Source organism: Microcoleus sp. Pol12B3, from assembly GCF_036701355.1.
In the GTDB taxonomy this organism is placed as follows: Bacteria; Cyanobacteriota; Cyanobacteriia; order Cyanobacteriales; family Microcoleaceae; genus Microcoleus.
The window spans coordinates 1-16,871 of sequence record NZ_JAUBQS010000090.1; the positions used below are offsets into that span (position 1 = coordinate 1).

Genomic DNA, 16,871 nt, shown 5'->3' on the forward strand with positions numbered 1-16,871 from the left:
CTCATCGTTGAGCCTCATAGCTTGCTCGCGGTGCGACCGTTGCCGTTGCTAAATAAACGTTCTGGGGTTGAGACACACAACGCTTTAAGGCTTATTTAGTCTAAACTCCAGTGATTCACAGTAACGGTTTAATATTAAATCAACATAAATTTCCGAATTAAAAGTATAGAATGTCCTAATTTTAAAAGCTGTTTTTTATTAGAAATGGAAAAAGTTATTACATGAAACAGCGATTTAAGTGTAAAGATTGTAGTCTGCAGGAAGATTTAAAAATCTCAATACAAGCAGCTTTCACTCCTAAACTAAATCCTTAATGGAGCGGCTGATTTTATAAAAAACTTCTTGAGCCGGAATTGCTAGATATACGGCGGTATCCCTTCGAGGGCTTAAGAATTATGTAAATAAAAAGTATGCCGAAATTTCTGGAAAAATTTGGGTGATTAAAAAACAGAAAGGTTCATTGAATTTACAGGTAGATGAAATGCGGTCAATAGTCAAAAACAAGCGAAAAAAGCAATGGCTCTGGATAGCTTTCGATCGAAATACCCGTAAAATTGTTGGACTTTATATTGAAGAGCGCTCAAAAAAATCTGCGTCCATGCTCTGCCAATCTTTACCTCCTGTTTATAGACTATGTGCTGTTTGTTATACAGATTTTTGGGAATATTATTCAGAAGTGCTACCTTTTAAAAGACAGCGACTTTTAGGTAAAGAATCGGGAAAAACCAGTCATAATGAAAGACTTAATAATACTTTACGGCAGCGAATTTATCGTTTGGTTCGTAAAACCTTGTCTTTCTCAAAAAACTGCTTTCACCATATTGGGGCACTTTTTAACTGTGGACCTCATTATAATTTTTGCATAAGAAAACGATATCCTTACTGTGCATGACTACCAACGCTAGTTTATGTAGAGAGCCAAAAGCTTGATTATCATTACTATGCAGGACTACCAAAATACTATTGATTATTTTGCCAAACTATAACTGAAAAAAGCTGCAACATGGTTCAGACCTTCGCGGTATCGCCCTCGAAGGCGTTCCAGAGGAACAGGTTAACCCCACCCCGGAAATGGCGACAATTTTGGGTCAAGCTTTTGTGAGTTGGCTGGTGCAAAAAGTCAATAAATCAGTCGCAGAATTAACGATCGCGATCGGGCGCGACAGTCGCCTATCCGGGTCAATCTTAATGCAGCCAGTCATAGCGGGTATCACCTCAGTCGGCAGCCCAGGCTACGACTTTGAAATGGCTTCAACTCCCGCCAAAAGTTTGAGCATACCTGAACAATTTTTAGAGGAGGCACAGTGTCAAATACTGTGCTTGCTGTGTAAGTCCTGAATATTGCTATTTCCTTGCCGCAGCATTGGATCGGGGGTCTAAAGCGTCTCGCAGCCCGTCGCCCAAAAGATTGAAACCCAGAACAGTCAAGGTAATCAGCAAACCGGGAAACAAAATAGTCCAAGGAGACGAAAGAGCGTATCCGCCCTTAAAAGCATCAGAAAGCATTGTCCCCAACTCAGGAACCGGCGGCTGTGCGCCCAAACCCAAAAAACCCAAACCGGCAGCTTCTAGTGTCGCCGTACCAGTCGAAAGAGTTGCTTGTACAACTAGAGGCGCGAGACTTCCCGGCAAAATGTGGCGAAAAATAATCCGCAAGTCGCTGGCGCCCAAGGCCTTGACAGCCAAAACAAATTCTTGTTCCCGCAGAGACAGCACCATACTGCGAGTTAAGCGGATGTAAATCGGAATTTGCACGAGGCTGACAGCGATAATTACGCTTTGCAGGCTCGGCCCGGTGACGGTAACAACGCCGATCGCCAGTAAAATTGAAGGAAAAGCTAGCAAAATATCCGCCAAAGTGCCGATCGCAATTTCCAGCAACCCCCGAAAATACCCGGCCACCAGCCCCAAAAGCGCTCCCACAATTAAACCCGCACCCACAGAAACCAGGCTGACTACTAAAGAGATCCCCAATCCGTGCCACACCCGCACCAACAAATCTCGCCCCAAACCGTCGGTGCCAAACCAATGTTTAGCGCTAGGAGCCACCAAGCGCGACAAATAATCTCGATCGACCGCCGGATCGTAAGGAGAAAGTAGGGGGGCCAACAGTGCCGAGATCATCAGCGCTACAGTCAAAATTAAGCCGATTTTCCCCGAAGTAGATCGCCAAAATCGTTGAAAAGCTGGTTGTGGAAATACTAAGTTTTTATTCAATCTTCGATTTTCCATCGAATGCTGTCACCAAAAAACAGAGGACTTGGGCAACTATTAGGATAAATTAACGATCGCGATCGCAGAAATACGTTAACAAGACTTCTTCCGGGAGACCAAAAACTCGGTGCGTCCATTACCGTCCACATCCAATTACTTTTTCGCGCCAAATGCCGAATGCCTGAGCCCTTCCTTCAAGACCCTTTAAGATATAGAGAACAAGATAAATTTAAAAGCCAAATGACATCAACCCTACTCAAAACATCAGCTCGATCGCCTCTCAACGCCCCAACAATCCGCCATTTCCCCAACGGCCTCACCGTTATAGCCGAACACTTGCCGGTCGATGCTGTTAACCTCAGTGTGTGGCTCAATTTAGGCTCAGCCGTCGAACCCGACGACATTAACGGGATGGCTCACTTTTTAGAACACATGATTTTTAAGGGAACTCCCAGCATTCCCAGTGGCGAATTTGAGCGCGCGATCGAGCAGCGCGGCGCTGTCACCAATGCTGCCACCAGCCAAGATTACACTAACTATTACATCACCACAGCTCCTAAAGATTTTGCCGAACTAGCTCCCCTGCAAGTCGATGTGTTGCTCAACGCCAGCATTCCCGACGAAGCCTTCGATCGAGAACGGCTGGTAGTCTTAGAAGAGATTAGACGATCGGAAGACAATCCCCGCCGCCGTACCTATCAGCGATCGATGGAATTAGCCTTTGAAGTCCTGCCCTACAAGCGACCGGTACTCGGCCCGACTGCGGTAATCGAACAGTTGACAGCGCAACAAATGCGGGATTTCCACAGCAGCAGATATCAGCCAGGGGCCATGACAGCCGTAGCTGTCGGCAATTTGCCAGTCGAGCAACTAATAGAAATTGTCGCAGACAGTTTTGCAGCAAAAAGTACAGCACAACACAACAAAATCAATGTGCCTGCTGTCGGCAACTTTCACCCAGCATCCCAAATTCTGAACTACGGCCAAGAATCGCCGTTTACAGAAACAGTCCGCCGGGAATTTGTAGACTCTGCCCTTCAGCAAGCCCGACTGATCGTGATGTGGCGAGTGCCAGGTTTCATGGAAATGTCCGAAACTTATGCCCTCGACGTTTTGGCGACAATATTGGGTCACGGCCGCACAACTCGCTTGGTTCAGGATTTGCGGGAAGAAAAAGGGCTAGTCTCGTCAATTTCGGTCAGCAACATGACTCAGCGACTTGGCGGTGTATTCTCAATTTCCGCTCAACTACCGACAGAAAACTTGGCAGCAGTGGAAGCTGCCATCGTCCAACACATCCGCACTCTCCAAACCGAACTGGTGACAGATGCCGAAATTTCCCGCATCCGCACTCAAGTAGCAAATCGGTTTATCTTTGGTAACGAAACTCCGAGCGATCGAGCAAGTTTGTACGGTTACTATCAGTCGATGGTAGGAGATATCGCTCCCGCGCTCAACTATGCCGCCTGCATCCAAGCTCAGACTGCCGAGGATCTCCGAGAAGCCGCCGTCAAATATCTCTCTCCCGACGCGATGGGTGTTGTGGTAATTCGCCCGGACGAAGCATAAATCTGACTTCGCCTCAACAGGGGAATTCTGCCATCCCTCTGGTTTTGAGGCATCCAACGGCATTCGGCATTCGGCAGAAACAATGTCAACGCGCACGAGGGATTTTTAGTCAATAGTGCGTGAAATTCGATCGGCCCTCGCCTTGAAGGTTTTGTATCAAATAATTAATATGAAGCCTTTAAGGTACGGACGATCGGCAAAATTACCGTAATTTTATGAGACGAGAAACTGGGAATTATTGACGAGTCAGCAATTTAGTCTAGGGAAGCCGGATCGATCGGCGATCGTAATTCTAAAATCTAAAATCTAAAATCTAAAATGTAAAATCTAAAATCGATTGCTCGGTAAAATTACCGTAATTTTATGAGACGATAAACTGGGAATTATGGACGAGCAAGCAATTTAGTCTAGGGAAACCGGATTTATCGGCGATCGTAATTCTAAAATCTAAAATCTAAAATCTAGAATCTAAAATCGATTGACAGGGGCACGCAAGCATGAAATTACAAAACTTTCTCAACTCAAAAATTAGGTACGATGCCAAAGCAATTGCTGCAGACGACGAACTCAGTGGTCAAATTCAAAGCCGCCTCATTGACCTGGGTTTACTGAAGCCTCCCGTAGACGGAATTTTTGGCCCTCTCTCTACGGCCACCCTCCACCGATTTCAAACTCTGATGAAGTGCGGCGAACCGGGTTTTTTGGGAGCAGTCACAGCCAAAAAGCTGATTGAAACCAAACCAGAGGAGATTCCCACACATCCGCTGATCCTGAAAACGCTCAGAGACACCATTTTTAAATCAAAACCGCTGGCGTCTTCTCAACTTCACGACTCGGAAAAACAAGTAATACCAGCCGGAAAAGAGTTTGAGATTCTGGCTTTTGCTCCGGCTCGCGGTCACATCAGAGTTGCTCTCCGCAACGAGTCTTTCAAAGGTTCAGGAATTTGGTATGTTTTTGGAGCCCACGCTCAAATTACTCAAGAGAGCGTTCTGTTTTTTCCCAAACCGAATCCCCCAACTGTCAGGCTTGGCATTCCTTATCGATCGCAACTGGATAACTTGAATAATCCTACAGGTTCTTGCAATGTAACTTCATTAGCGATGTGTATGGACTTTTTGAAGGTGCCACGGCGCAAACAAACCGGGCAATATGAAGACGAACTCTACGAATATGCGATCGCCAAAGGTTACAGTCGCTGGGACCCCTACGATTTAGCAAAGATTGTTAGAGATTACGGCGCTCAAGATTTCTTTACCGAGAATGCAACTATTGATGACGTTCAAGATTGGCTAGCCAGCGGAAATCCCGCTGTCATCCACGGATACTTCACGTCTTTCGGTCACATTATAGTTGCCTCAGGCTACGACAGCGAGGGATTCTTCGTTCACGATCCCTATGGTGAGTGGTTCCGAAGTGGCTACGATACAAGTATCAGCGGTGCTTACTTGCACTATACTTACCGCTTAATCCGCAGCCTCTGTATGCCTGACGGGAATTTTTGGGTTCATTTTATCTCAAATCATTGTTAAGAGTCATTAGTCATTAGTCATTAGCTAAGAGATACAGCAATTTCCAGGTTTATGGAGTACGGTTGCAAGGGTTTGTCAACCATTTTGGTAAGTGTTTGGGATTAAGGTGTACTCTATTTGCGTGGAATCTGCTGTAAGTTGCCTCTGGAATTATTCGGCGATTCAAATCGCTTAATAGTCAAACGAAGTCGGAGCAGAGGGAGACACAAGAGTAAAATGGCTATTAAAGATTGATTTGGTATTGGCAATATTTTATATCACTAATGACTGCTGACTAATGACTAATGACTTTGAATTTTCATGCTCAAATCCAGCCAAGTCGATCGCGTAATCGGAGCACTGGTAGAAATATAGTCAACTCCGGTTTCGGCTACACTCCTAATTGTTTCTAAAGTAACATTGCCGGAAGCTTCAATTTTTACCCGATCGCTTTTTTGGCGAATTATTACCACAGCCTGCCGCATCAAATCAAAGGACATATTATCTAACATGATAATATCCGCTTTGTGCTGCAAAGCTGTCTCTACTTCAGCCAGAGTTTCGGTTTCGACTTCGATTGTCAGCGGATAGGGGATAGAATTGCGAATTAGGGCGATCGCCTCTGCAATTCCCCCAGCCGCCGCAATGTGATTGTCTTTCACCATCACCGCGTCATCTAATCCCATCCGGTGATTGCAAGCACCGCCGACTTGAGTTGCGTATTTTTCCAACAATCTCAATCCCGGTGTTGTCTTGCGCGTATCCACCAATTGCACTGGTAAATCGGCAATTTTGTCAACATATTTCTGAGTTAAAGTAGCGATGCCGCTCAAACGCATTGCCAAGTTTAATGCTACTCTTTCTCCGGTTAGCAGCGCATCGAAATTGCCGGAAATCTCTGCGATTACTTCTCCTTTTTGGCACAGTTTCCCTTCCGGTACTTGGGGGCTGAAACTGAGGCTGCTGTCTAAAAGTTTAAAGGTGCGATCGGCAATTGGCAATCCGGCAATGACTCCAGCTTCTTTGACAATCCATTTAGCTGTACCCTGGATGCTGTTTGCGGGAAATAAGGCCGATGTTGTGCGATCGCCCCTACCGATATCTTCTAGTAGCCAGTTGTGCAGTAGGGAGTCTAAAACTATCCAAGGCGGTAATATTGCTGTCATGTTTTTGTCGGTTGTTATATCAAGATGATATCTACTAGGAAGAATAGTCGATCGGGTAATTTTAAGCAAGTTGCACAATGATGATGGTGTTAGTGCGATCGGGATTTGGGAGGCGGGGGCGAGCGTACTAGATAATGGGTTATTCTGTTGCTGACGTTGGGCGTTAGTGCTTTAATGGAGTGGATGGGTATCGATCGCGAGTAGAAACCATGATACAGCCAGTCATTTAGAAAAATTAGCAGAACTCCCTGAGTCTCTTCAGACAGAAGTGCTTCATTATATTGAGTTTTTGATTGAAAAGCAGGCTAAAAACTCAACCCAAGAAACGCCCACAAAGCGAGGCGGACTTGGAATTTGGAAAGATAAAATCAGGATATCAGATGATTTTGATGAACCTATCGAAGATTTAAATGATTAACTCTGCTTGACGAGATTGTTATAGTAGAAGTATTGTCTAAAATGACAACAGTCTAAATGGTAACGTAATCATGTCCTTCGATTTTAATATTCCTCGAACTACAGGTGAACCACTCAATATCACTATCAACGTGGGAGACAAAGTTTTTATTATGGGTGCTAACGGCACCGGAAAGTCCAGTCTGATGCAACATTTATATATGAGCCTTCATTATTATGGTCAGACTAATAATAATGTGCGACGGATATCGGCGCATCGCCAAACTTGGTTTTCTTCCACCACAATGGATTTATCGTCTCAGCAAAAGCGAAATTTTGAAAACAATATGCGAAGTGGGGATACTAATCTAGATTCACGCTGGAAAGACGATTATGCTAGCCAACGTGCAAGTATTTCGATTTATGACCTCATTGACGCTGAGAACGTACGTGCTCGCTCAATTGCTGGTGCAGTCGATAGCCAGAATATGGAGTATGCAAAAACTCTTTCCAAAGAAGATGCTCCTATAAAGATTATCAATGAGCTTCTACGTCTTTCAAATATTCCTATTGAGATATCTGTCGGTGAAAACGATCAGGTAATTGCAAGCAAATGTGGAGGTACTCCTTACAGCGTTGCGGAGCTTTCAGACGGCGAACGTAATGCCTTGCTAATCGCAGCGAACGTGTTAACCGTTAAGAGTGGTACTTTAGTGCTAATTGATGAGCCGGAGCGCCACCTTCATCGCTCCATCATTTCACCACTGCTGACACATTTGTTCTCTAAGCGAGATGATTGTGCATTCATCGTATCTACACATGATGTGATGCTGCCCCTCGACAATCCGAGTGCGCGTACCTTGCTCATTCGGGGCTGCACCTACGCGGGATCTTCTGTAAGTGGTTGGGACGTAGATATTGTTCCCCCCGAAACAGAGATTGATGATGACATCAAGAAGGATATCTTTGGTGGGCGTAGAAAGATTCTATTTATAGAAGGCACTGAGAACAGCCTTGATAAGCCACTTTACAGTCTAGTGTTTCCAAATGTCTCCATTATTGCCAAATCAAGCTGTCGAGATGTCGAACATACCGTTTCTAGCATCCGGGACTCTGCCAACCTTCACTGGGTTCATGCTTTGGGCATTGTTGATAATGATCGGCGACCAGAAGCTGACATTAATCGGCTTAAGGAGAAGGGCATATATGCCCTTCCGGTCTTCTCAGTTGAGTCGATATATTACCATCCACATATTCAAGACCTTATTGCACAACGCCATGCAGTCGTTACGGGAAATGATGAATCTAAACTCCTTGCTAGTGCCAAAATCGCTGCAATCGAGGCAATCAAGCCATGTATTAAGCGTCTGAGTGACCGAACTGCTGAAAAGGCAATTCGTGAGGAGTTTTTTCGGAATCTGCCTAAAAAAGAAGACATTAAGGATGGGATACCCATAAATGTTTCTATCGATGTGGCTAAGTTTGTAAAACAAGAGTACGAAAGGCTACAATACGCACTTAATGCTGGTAATGTGGCAGAAATAATTTCCCGATATCCAGTTCGTGAAACACCCGCTTTAGATAAGATTGCAAAGGCTCTGGGATTCCAAAACTGTAAACAGTATGAGGGGGCTGTACGGAAACTCTTAATAGATGACAAAGAGGCTCTAATTTTTGTAAAATCTCTCTTCGGCACGCTAGCTTCTGACATTGAGGCAGTATGATTGCATACAGTTATTTATGTAATAATTCGATTTGTTTACCCTAACCCTAACTTCTCTCACACATCCTTTATTGTTATGATTGTGTTAAAATAAAAACAACTTCAATAAGGGGCAATTATGATAAGTATTTGTGATATTACGCTCGCCCTTATTGCAGCCACTTCCAGAATCATTCTTGCCAGAAGTCAGCGACTACATCGACTTTGTGATGCACAAGCACAAAAATAGAATAGCTGAACCCAAACTCCCAGACGATATTGCTAAAGGTTGGGCTAAAGGGTTCGAGGAAGTCGATCGCTTAAAACTAATGATTAATCAGCCGGAGAGCGAATATCAGCAACTCCTACTCAACAACTAGCGGCTCGCGATTAGAGAAACAAACTAATATCAACGTGGAAAAACTCTGCTAATTTTCTGGCTTCATCTATTTCGATCGCCCTTCCACTAACCAAAACTTGATCGACCTCTGTTTCCGTTCCCAAAACAGGAATCAAATCTGATTTGTCCAAATTTCTCGCATCCATTAAATGTTGCAACATTGAAGCAGCATTTCCTGCAGGAATCGGATAATTTTCAGATTCAAATTTTTCAATCAGGGTTATCAAAAGCTCCAGAAATAGCTCTTCCTCCAGCGATCGCATAGGGCGGTGTTCCAGTTCGCAAGCCAGAGCGATCGCGGCCTCGTTTTCTGCTTCATTTGCGATCGGTTTGGGTTGATACCGAACAAGTAAATCTGTATAAGATTTTGCATCAAAAGTACGGATCATTTTTCCACTCATCCTTATCATACTCAGCGTGAGTCAGAACATATTTGATGTAGATTCTTTGAGAAACGTAAACCAAATCAACAATCAGCCGATATCGATTTCCCTTAATATTAAATACGGTAAAATTTCCGACTGACTCAGCTTTTGGATAAATCTGCTGAACATCAATTAGGTTCTGCCATTGGGCTTTACTTGAAACTCTATACCAGTCATAAAGTGCATCGCAGGAATCGGCATGGCTTTCACAGAAATCTCGCAGGATTTTTCGGCTGATAACACGCATTTCACCCTTGTTTTCCCAACTACACCAGATTTTGTTCTGGACTTACGCACTTGTCATATTATAAACATCTGTAAGTCACCAAAAAACTAAAGCCCTTTTCCGTTGTTGCGGGAAAAGAGCTTTAATTTATTATTAACCTGGCACTGAGCTATTTTACCGGGCAGTGACCCGCCGAGTATCTTCGCCATAGCAACGTTTAACAACCGAGTTCGGGATGGATCGGAGTGGTTCCATTACATCATAAGCACCAGGAAAGCTTTGAAAACTTTTTATCCTGTGTCTGCGTTCTGCTTAATGCTAAGCTTGATGCGCTGCATCTCTTTTGCTCGACTTAATTAATGTATCAAGTTTGCCTTTGTCTGTCAACCCCTTCGTCAAAACTTTTTTTCGATCGCCCGAAACCGCCCCCAATAGCCGAGTTGGACGTATTATTTGCCAGTGGGGCAGATCGACCTTTAACTAACAAGTCCAAAAACGCCGCATCCACACCCTGCTGTCTGCGAATTTTCTCGTCCTTCACAAACCAAGCCACAACCTGCTTAACTGTTAATTGTTCGATCGCCCTTTCGGCTTCCATCGCAATTTGCCTCTCATGCCGCAAAGACGCAATTACCAAATTCGTAAAAAATTTTTCCTTCCTGGCATCAAGTTCTATCGACCCAAAATCTGTTCCTTGCCCAGAATATTGAGATTTCTACAAATGGCCCAAGACGAGCTGTTGTGTAGATGAGTAATAACTCACCAAAAAACTAAAGCCCTTTTCCGTTGTTGCGGGAAAAGGGCTTTAATTTATTATTAACCTGGCACTGAGCTATTTTACCGGGCAGTGACCCGCCGAGTATCTTCGCCATAGCAACGTTTAACAACCGAGTTCGGGATGGATCGGAGTGGTTCCATTACATCATAAGCACCAGGAAAGCTTTGAAAACTTTTAATCCTGTGTCTGCGTTCTGCTTAATGCTAAGCTTGATGCGCTGCATCTCTTTCGCTCGACTTAATTACTTTATCAAGTTTTCCCCAGGCTGTCAACCCCTTCGTCAAAACTTTTTTTCGATCGCCCGAAACCGTCCCCAATAGCCGAGTGTGACGTATTATTTGCCAGTGGGGTCGATCGACCTTTAACTCACAAGTCCAAAAACGTCGCATCCACACCCTGCTCTGTGCGAATTTTCCCGTGCTTCACAAACCAAGCCACAACCTGCTTAACTGTTAATTGTTCGATCGCACTCTCGGCTTCTATCGCAATTTGCCTCAAAGACCGCAAAGACGCAACGACCAAATTCGTAAAAAAGTTTTCAAAACTAGCATCAAGTTCGATCGACCCAAAATCTGTTCCTGGCCCAGAATATTGAGATTTCTACAAAACTCGCACCAAATACCTCTCCAACAATTCTTGTGGGAAGTTGGGGTTAGGCATCCGGTTGCCCAAGACTTGCTGTTGTGTAGATGAGTAATAACTGCCCAAAAAACTAAAGCCCTTTTCCGTTGTTGCGGGAAAAGAGCTTTAATTTATTATTAACCTGGCACTGAGCTATTTTACCGGGCAGTGACCCGCCGAGTATCTTCGCCATAGCAACGTTTAACAACCGAGTTCGGGATGGATCGGAGTGGTTCCATTACATCATAAGCACCAGGAAAGCTTTGAAAACTTTTTATCCTGTGTCTGCGTTCAGTTTGATGCGCTGCATCTCTTTCGCTCGACTTAATTACCTTATCAACTTTTCCTTTTTCTGTCAACCCCTTCGTCAAAACTTTTTTTCGATCGCCCGAAACCGATGGAATTATCAGGGTTTGAGGTCTAGTTTGGGGGTGCGGTCGATCGACCTTTAACTCACAAATCTAAAAAAGCTGCCTCGCTTCCCTGTTCTCTGCGAATTTTCCCGTCCTTCACAAACCAAGCCACGACCTGCTTAACTGTTAATTGTTCGATCGCCCCTCCCGATTCTGTCGCAATTTGCCTCAAAGGCCGCAAAGACGCAACGACCAAATTCGTAAAAAAGTTTTCAAAACTAGCATCAAGTTCGATCGACCCTTTAATACTCTCATCATTCTTAATCCAATCCATCACCTGCCCATTAGTCACCTCAGCCACCGGCTTCCCAGTCTCCTCAGCAATTTGCTTGAGCACCCTCAAAGCATAAATTGCCACCCGCGCCGAAAACTTTTCCTTCGACGACAACAGCGCCATATCAACTTCCGCACACTCTTCCGGCTTTAAAAAATCTGCTAGCGGTTCCATATATTAAAAATTGGTAATGGCTAATCGGTAATCGGTAATTGGTAATCCCTGACATCCGTGATATCCCTTACACTCATCCGTTGTCGAACTTCCATGCGTGACATCCGTTAAATCCGTTACAAAATCCGTTGCCGAACTTCTTCCTTCCTTCTTGCAATCAAATAACCGCAGCGGTGTTCCCCATTAATAATCGAGTGAGTCCGCTCCACAATACAATCCGGCAAAACCGCTGCAAACATTTCCAACTCATTACCGCAGACACTCGGAAAAGTTTCAGCAACATTAGAAATCGCGCAGTTGTGTTCCATCAACACAAATCGATCGTCCAAACCAGCGCGATCGCACATCCCAACCTCTACAGATTCTACAGGATAACACTCAGCCATGTAACCCTCAGCCCTGCGAAGCTCGACCAACTTAGTCACCCGTTCTTGCAGCGAACCCGTACCGACTAGCCGCCGATAGTCCGTAGCTTTGCGCTGCCACTGTTTTCGCAGGATAGTAATCACTTGCTCGCGGCCGACGGTTTCCGCCAAAGTATCCAAGAAAGAGACTGCAAAATCGCCGTAACGATTCGGGAATCGATCGCGCCCCAGACTGGTAAGCTCATAAATGTGCTGCGGCCGCCCCATCCCAGCCTGAACCGACTGATACTGAATCAGCCCCTCCGCTTCCAAATCCTTCAAGTGACGGCGAATTGCCTGCGGGCTGATATCCAAAGACTCCGCCAACTCAAGAGCCGTCCCCTGCCCCCCCTTGAGCAAATATTCCAGGATGTCTTGTTTCGTGGAAGTCTGCTGAGTAGTCTCCATCATCTTCACAAAAAATTATTAATTTGACTTTGACAATATCACTATTGTTAATGTAGCTTAAAATATAGTAAAGCAACAAAATTGTTGTTTAACTTCCCAGAGCAGTCCAGCAGAACTCGCTCAAGCCCAGACAGGCATTGCCCCGTCTGCCATCCAGAGAGCATTATCTAGAACACTGAACACGCAAAATAATGAGTTCTACCACAGTCAAAACCTTAGTCAACCAGCCCTACAAATACGGTTTCGTCACCGACATCGAATCAGACACCATCCCCCGCGGCTTGAGCGAAGATGTAGTCCGCCTGATTTCCGCCAAGAAAAACGAACCGGAATTCATGCTGCAATTCCGCCTCAAAGCATACCGGCAGTGGTTGAAAATGACTGAGCCCACCTGGCCCCACGTCAACTATCCTGCGATCGACTACCAACAAATTATCTACTATTCCGCGCCCAAACAAAAGCCCAAAAAGCTCAACAGTTTGGATGAAGTTGACCCAACACTGCTAGAAACTTTCGAGAAACTCGGCATTCCCCTCTCTGAACAAAAACGGCTCGGAAATGTCGCCGTTGACGCCGTTTTTGACAGCGTTTCAATTGCGACAACCTTTAGAGAAAAGTTAGCCAAAGATGGTGTTATTTTCTGTTCAATTTCAGAAGCCGTAAAAGATTATCCCGAACTAATAGAAAAATATCTCGGCAGCGTCGTACCAGTCGGCGATAATTTTTTCGCAGCTCTCAACTCCGCCGTATTCAGCGACGGTTCCTTTGTTTACATTCCCAAAGGAGTCAAATGCCCGATGGAACTGTCAACCTATTTCCGCATCAACAACGGAGATTCCGGGCAGTTCGAGCGCACCCTCATTGTCGCCGAAGAAAACAGCTCAGTGTCTTACCTAGAAGGTTGCACCGCGCCGATGTTTGACACCAATCAACTGCACGCCGCCGTCGTGGAATTGGTAACAATGGACAATGCTGACATCAAATACTCCACAGTGCAAAACTGGTACGCTGGCGACGCCAATGGCAAAGGCGGCATTTACAACTTCGTGACGAAACGGGGTTTGTGTCAGGGAGTTAATTCTAAAATTTCTTGGACGCAGGTAGAAACTGGTTCCGCGATTACTTGGAAATATCCGAGTTGCGTGTTAGTGGGCGACAACTCGGTAGGCGAATTCTACTCGGTAGCGCTGACAAATAACAAACAGCAAGCTGACACCGGCACCAAAATGATCCACGTTGGTAAAAATACTCGCAGCACTATTATTTCTAAGGGAATTTCTGCGGGTAATTCATCCAACAGCTATCGCGGCTTAGTGAAAATGGGACCGAATGCTAAAGGCTCTCGCAATTACTCTCAGTGCGATTCCATGTTGATTGGGGATAACGCTCAAGCGAATACTTTCCCTTATATTCAAGTGCAGAACCACACTGCTAAAGTGGAACACGAAGCTTCGACTTCTAAGATTGGCGAAGAGCAATTGTTCTTCTTCGCACAGCGGGGGATTTCCGCAGAAAATGCTATTTCGATGATGATTAGCGGTTTCTGTAAAGATGTTTTCAATCAGTTACCGATGGAATTTGCAGCGGAAGCTGATAAGCTGTTGAGTCTGAAACTGGAAGGAAGTGTCGGATAATTTTCGCGGCCAAGAAACCCTTTCAGGCCGAGTCCATCGGTGACGACTTAAGCTCCCCGTCCGCCAGGGAATGAATTCCTTGGCTAATAGCTAAACTCCTCTAAACAGGACTAATGAGTTTAAAAATTTTCTTCTCAGTCCTCTTCAGAGGACTTTAGCTTTGAGACAGGGAATTCATTCCCTGGCGGACTATCGGTTTAACGTTAATTGGTCACCAAGGGACAGAGCCTAGGAACGAGAAGAAAAAACTGTAAAGTGCATTGAGGAAAAGGACAAAAATAGATGATTGTAGAAAATAGTCAAGTGGTGCTATCCGTCCGCGATTTAACAGCGAATGTGGAAGATACCCAAATCCTTAAGGGTTTGAATCTGGAAATTAAATCTGGTGAAATTCACGCGATTATGGGCCCGAACGGTTCGGGAAAAAGCACTTTATCCAAGATATTAGCTGGTCATCCTGCTTATACGGTAACGGGCGGAGAAGTTACTTTTTTGGGCCAAAATTTGCTGGAATTAGCGCCGGAAGAACGTTCTCTGGCTGGCGTATTTCTGGCTTTTCAATATCCTTTGGAAATTCCCGGCGTTAGCAATCTGGACTTCTTGCGCGTGGCTTACAATTCTCACCGCAAACATCGCGGCTTGGAAGAATTGGATGCTTTTGATTTCCAAGATTTAATCGAGGACAAGCTGGATATTGTCAAGATGAATGATTCTTTTTTAGGCCGCAGTGTTAATGAGGGTTTTTCCGGCGGCGAGAAAAAGCGGAATGAAATTTTGCAAATGGCGCTCTTGGAACCGAAATTAGCTATTTTGGATGAGACTGATTCGGGTTTGGATATCGATGCTCTCAAGATTGTCGCCGGCGGTGTGAATCAGTTGTCAACGGCTGAAAATTCGATGTTGGTGATTACTCACTATCAGCGGTTGCTGAATTACATTATTCCTGATTTTATTCACGTCATGGAAGCGGGCAGAATTATCTTGACTGGCCCGAAAGAGTTGGCGCTCGAATTGGAAGAGCGCGGTTATGACTGGGTTGTGGAAGAGGAAGCAGCAGGAGTAGGCGCGCGATGATGAATACGCAAGTTGCTACTAGAGAAATATTTTTGACTGGCTTGGTAAATCAGTGCGAAAAGTTGGGTGCTGCTCATCTCAAAAGTTCTGTTTACGGGTTGGATGATTTGCGGGACATTGCGGCTCAATACGTGCTTTCTTCTCCTTTTCCGACAGTTAAGGATGAAGAATGGCGTTTTACTGATTTGTCGCCGCTGTTACAAATTCCGTTGCATTTGCCGACCAGCAATCAGTCAGAAATTAAGCTGTCTGATATTACGATCCCTGTGAAAGATAAGGCAGATTTACCATTGAGATTGGTCTTTGTCAATGGTTTTTATGCGCCGCATTTATCAACGCTGAATTTGTCGAATTTGCCGATCGACTTTTACGCAGGTAATCTATCCAATGTACCCGAAAAATACCAAGGGCACATCAGCGAGGTTTTGAGCAAGCACAGACAGCAAACCGAGGTGTTTACCGCGCTGAATACTGCGGGTTTGGCGGATTCTGCGGTGGTGTTCGTGCCGGCCAATATGTCGATCGATCTTCCGATTTACTTGCTGTTCCTGACAGCCCCTGGTGCCTCTCCCACGATGTCCCAGCCGCACTGCTTAGTCATAGCTGAGCCTGGAAGCAATGTCACGCTGATTGAGGATTACGCAACTATCGGTAATGTCCCTGCATTTACGAATGCTGTAACGGATGTTGTTGTCGGCGAAAACGCCACTGTGAATCACGTTCGGCTGCAGCGGGAAGGTGGGGAGGTTGTTCATATCGGCAAAAGTGCGATCGAGCAATCTCGCAATAGCCGTTATACTAGCCATGCTATCAGCTTGGGAGGCAAAATATCGCGGCACAATTTAGAAGTATTTCAGCGCGGAGAAGGCACTGAAACCACACTCAACGGCTTAACCGTAGTTTTTGGCGAACAGTTATCAGACACTCACAGTTTGATCGATTTCAATCACCCCCACGGTACAAGCCGCCAATTGCACAAGTGCATTATCGGTAACAAAGCTCGCGCTGTATTTAACGGCAAAGTTTTCGTTCGCAAAGCCGCACAATTGACCGATGCGGGACAGTTAAGCCGGAATTTGTTGCTGTCGCCGAGAGCTCGCGTAGATACCAAGCCGCAGTTAGAAATTGTCGCCGACAACGTTAAATGTTCCCACGGTGCAACTGTCAGCCAGTTAGAAGATGATGAACTTTTCTACTTGCAAAGTCGCGGTTTGGATTTAGAAAGAAGCCGCTATTTGCTGATTGATGCTTTTGCGGCGGAAATGCTCAATCAATTACCGATTCTGGGCGTGGCGAAAATGCTTTCTACCTGCGTGGCTGTCCAAGGATAACTCATACCAATGAGGATACAGAGGACACAGCAGTGCTGTGTCCCTACAACATCTTGCACCATTTTTAACAGCCTGTAGATACTGTCTTGATCTGTCAAGGGGTAGCGAGCAAATAAGTTGGATCGAAAGGCTTTTGGGACTTTAAAATACC

General features: G+C 45.1%; 18 protein-coding genes, 3 rRNA genes and 1 pseudogene. 10 read left to right on the forward strand and 12 right to left on the reverse strand.

The features are described 5' to 3' along the window. Positions 1-188 precede the first annotated feature (188 nt). Together QUA53_RS29385 and QUA53_RS26665 are read left to right on the forward strand one after the other, a co-directional pair. Positions 189-892 (forward strand): annotated as a pseudogene (locus tag QUA53_RS29385) (IS1 family transposase). A 104-nt stretch (positions 893-996) separates the two neighbouring features. Continuing rightward, a complete protein-coding gene (locus QUA53_RS26665) occupies positions 997-1,338 on the forward strand; it encodes a hypothetical protein (RefSeq protein ID WP_333100776.1) in 342 nt (113 codons plus the stop codon). Positions 1,339-1,344: 6 nt separating this feature from the next. Here QUA53_RS26665 and QUA53_RS26670 read toward each other — a convergent pair whose 3' ends face one another. After that, positions 1,345-2,232, reverse strand: a complete 888-nt coding sequence (locus QUA53_RS26670; protein WP_333249212.1) for an ABC transporter permease — start codon at positions 2,230-2,232, stop codon at positions 1,345-1,347. Between the two features lie 222 nt (positions 2,233-2,454). Between QUA53_RS26670 and QUA53_RS26675 the strand changes: the two genes are divergently transcribed. Both QUA53_RS26675 and QUA53_RS26680 read left to right on the forward strand, forming a co-directional pair. Next, positions 2,455-3,783: a pitrilysin family protein gene (locus QUA53_RS26675; protein WP_333100768.1), complete on the forward strand. Its 1,329-nt coding sequence runs from the start codon at positions 2,455-2,457 to the stop codon at positions 3,781-3,783. Positions 3,784-4,280: 497 nt separating this feature from the next. Beyond that, positions 4,281-5,315, forward strand: a complete 1,035-nt coding sequence (locus QUA53_RS26680; RefSeq protein WP_333100766.1) for a C39 family peptidase — start codon at positions 4,281-4,283, stop codon at positions 5,313-5,315. Positions 5,316-5,596: 281 nt separating this feature from the next. On the opposite strand, the gene nadC is transcribed toward QUA53_RS26680, so the two are convergent. Beyond that, on the reverse strand, positions 5,597-6,460 hold the full coding sequence (gene nadC, locus QUA53_RS26685; protein WP_333100765.1) for a carboxylating nicotinate-nucleotide diphosphorylase: 864 nt from the start codon (positions 6,458-6,460) through the stop codon (positions 5,597-5,599). Positions 6,461-6,653: 193 nt separating this feature from the next. On the opposite strand from nadC, the gene vapB reads away from it, so the two are divergent. From vapB to QUA53_RS26700, 3 genes are all read left to right on the forward strand, one after another. Then, on the forward strand, positions 6,654-6,878 hold the full coding sequence (gene vapB, locus QUA53_RS26690) for a type II toxin-antitoxin system VapB family antitoxin (RefSeq protein WP_333100774.1): 225 nt from the start codon (positions 6,654-6,656) through the stop codon (positions 6,876-6,878). A gap of 70 nt (positions 6,879-6,948) precedes the next feature. Beyond that, on the forward strand, positions 6,949-8,580 hold the full coding sequence (locus tag QUA53_RS26695; protein WP_333100763.1) for an AAA family ATPase: 1,632 nt from the start codon (positions 6,949-6,951) through the stop codon (positions 8,578-8,580). A gap of 130 nt (positions 8,581-8,710) precedes the next feature. Further along, the gene (locus QUA53_RS26700) at positions 8,711-8,938 is read left to right on the forward strand and encodes a hypothetical protein (RefSeq protein WP_333100761.1); all 228 of its coding nucleotides are present in this window, start codon (positions 8,711-8,713) and stop codon (positions 8,936-8,938) included. 10 nt (positions 8,939-8,948) lie between these two features. On the opposite strand, the gene QUA53_RS26705 is transcribed toward QUA53_RS26700, so the two are convergent. The 10 genes from QUA53_RS26705 to sufR all read right to left on the reverse strand — a co-directional run bounded on the left by QUA53_RS26705 (position 8,949) and on the right by sufR (position 12,684). After that, complete coding sequence (locus QUA53_RS26705) at positions 8,949-9,347, reverse strand: transcriptional regulator (RefSeq protein WP_333100759.1); 399 nt, start codon at positions 9,345-9,347, stop codon at positions 8,949-8,951. Next, positions 9,331-9,630: a type II toxin-antitoxin system HigB family toxin gene (locus QUA53_RS26710; RefSeq protein ID WP_293125902.1), complete on the reverse strand. Its 300-nt coding sequence runs from the start codon at positions 9,628-9,630 to the stop codon at positions 9,331-9,333. Before QUA53_RS26710 ends, QUA53_RS26705 begins: the two co-directional genes overlap by 17 nt. A 135-nt stretch (positions 9,631-9,765) precedes the next feature. After that, positions 9,766-9,882: ribosomal RNA gene (gene rrf / locus QUA53_RS26715) — 5S ribosomal RNA — on the reverse strand. A gap of 91 nt (positions 9,883-9,973) precedes the next feature. Beyond that, positions 9,974-10,246 carry a hypothetical protein gene (locus QUA53_RS26720; protein ID WP_333100758.1) on the reverse strand — a complete coding sequence of 91 codons (273 nt, stop codon included), beginning with the start codon at positions 10,244-10,246 and terminating at the stop codon, positions 9,974-9,976. 182 nt (positions 10,247-10,428) lie between these two features. Then, positions 10,429-10,545, reverse strand: a 5S ribosomal RNA gene (rrf, locus tag QUA53_RS26725). A 45-nt stretch (positions 10,546-10,590) separates the two neighbouring features. Next, positions 10,591-10,776, reverse strand: a complete 186-nt coding sequence (locus QUA53_RS26730) for a hypothetical protein (protein WP_333100757.1) — start codon at positions 10,774-10,776, stop codon at positions 10,591-10,593. After that, on the reverse strand, positions 10,754-10,909 hold the full coding sequence (locus tag QUA53_RS26735) for a hypothetical protein (RefSeq protein WP_333100756.1): 156 nt from the start codon (positions 10,907-10,909) through the stop codon (positions 10,754-10,756). The genes QUA53_RS26730 and QUA53_RS26735 overlap by 23 nt, the downstream gene beginning before the upstream one ends. A gap of 239 nt (positions 10,910-11,148) precedes the next feature. Continuing rightward, positions 11,149-11,265, reverse strand: a 5S ribosomal RNA gene (rrf, locus tag QUA53_RS26740). A gap of 196 nt (positions 11,266-11,461) precedes the next feature. Further along, positions 11,462-11,869: a hypothetical protein gene (locus tag QUA53_RS26745; protein ID WP_333100755.1), complete on the reverse strand. Its 408-nt coding sequence runs from the start codon at positions 11,867-11,869 to the stop codon at positions 11,462-11,464. Between the two features lie 116 nt (positions 11,870-11,985). Continuing rightward, positions 11,986-12,684, reverse strand: coding sequence for an iron-sulfur cluster biosynthesis transcriptional regulator SufR (sufR, locus tag QUA53_RS26750; RefSeq protein ID WP_333100754.1), 699 nt, complete (start codon positions 12,682-12,684; stop codon positions 11,986-11,988). 188 nt (positions 12,685-12,872) lie between these two features. On the opposite strand from sufR, the gene sufB reads away from it, so the two are divergent. The 3 genes from sufB to sufD all read left to right on the forward strand — a co-directional run bounded on the left by sufB (position 12,873) and on the right by sufD (position 16,720). Continuing rightward, entirely contained in the window at positions 12,873-14,315 is a 1,443-nt protein-coding gene (gene sufB / locus QUA53_RS26755; RefSeq protein ID WP_333100751.1) for a Fe-S cluster assembly protein SufB, read from the forward strand. A 282-nt stretch (positions 14,316-14,597) separates the two neighbouring features. Next, positions 14,598-15,389, forward strand: coding sequence for a Fe-S cluster assembly ATPase SufC (gene sufC, locus QUA53_RS26760; protein WP_333036165.1), 792 nt, complete (start codon positions 14,598-14,600; stop codon positions 15,387-15,389). Then, the gene (gene sufD, locus QUA53_RS26765; protein WP_333100749.1) at positions 15,386-16,720 is read left to right on the forward strand and encodes a Fe-S cluster assembly protein SufD; all 1,335 of its coding nucleotides are present in this window, start codon (positions 15,386-15,388) and stop codon (positions 16,718-16,720) included. Before sufC ends, sufD begins: the two co-directional genes overlap by 4 nt. Positions 16,721-16,871: the final 151 nt, after the last annotated feature.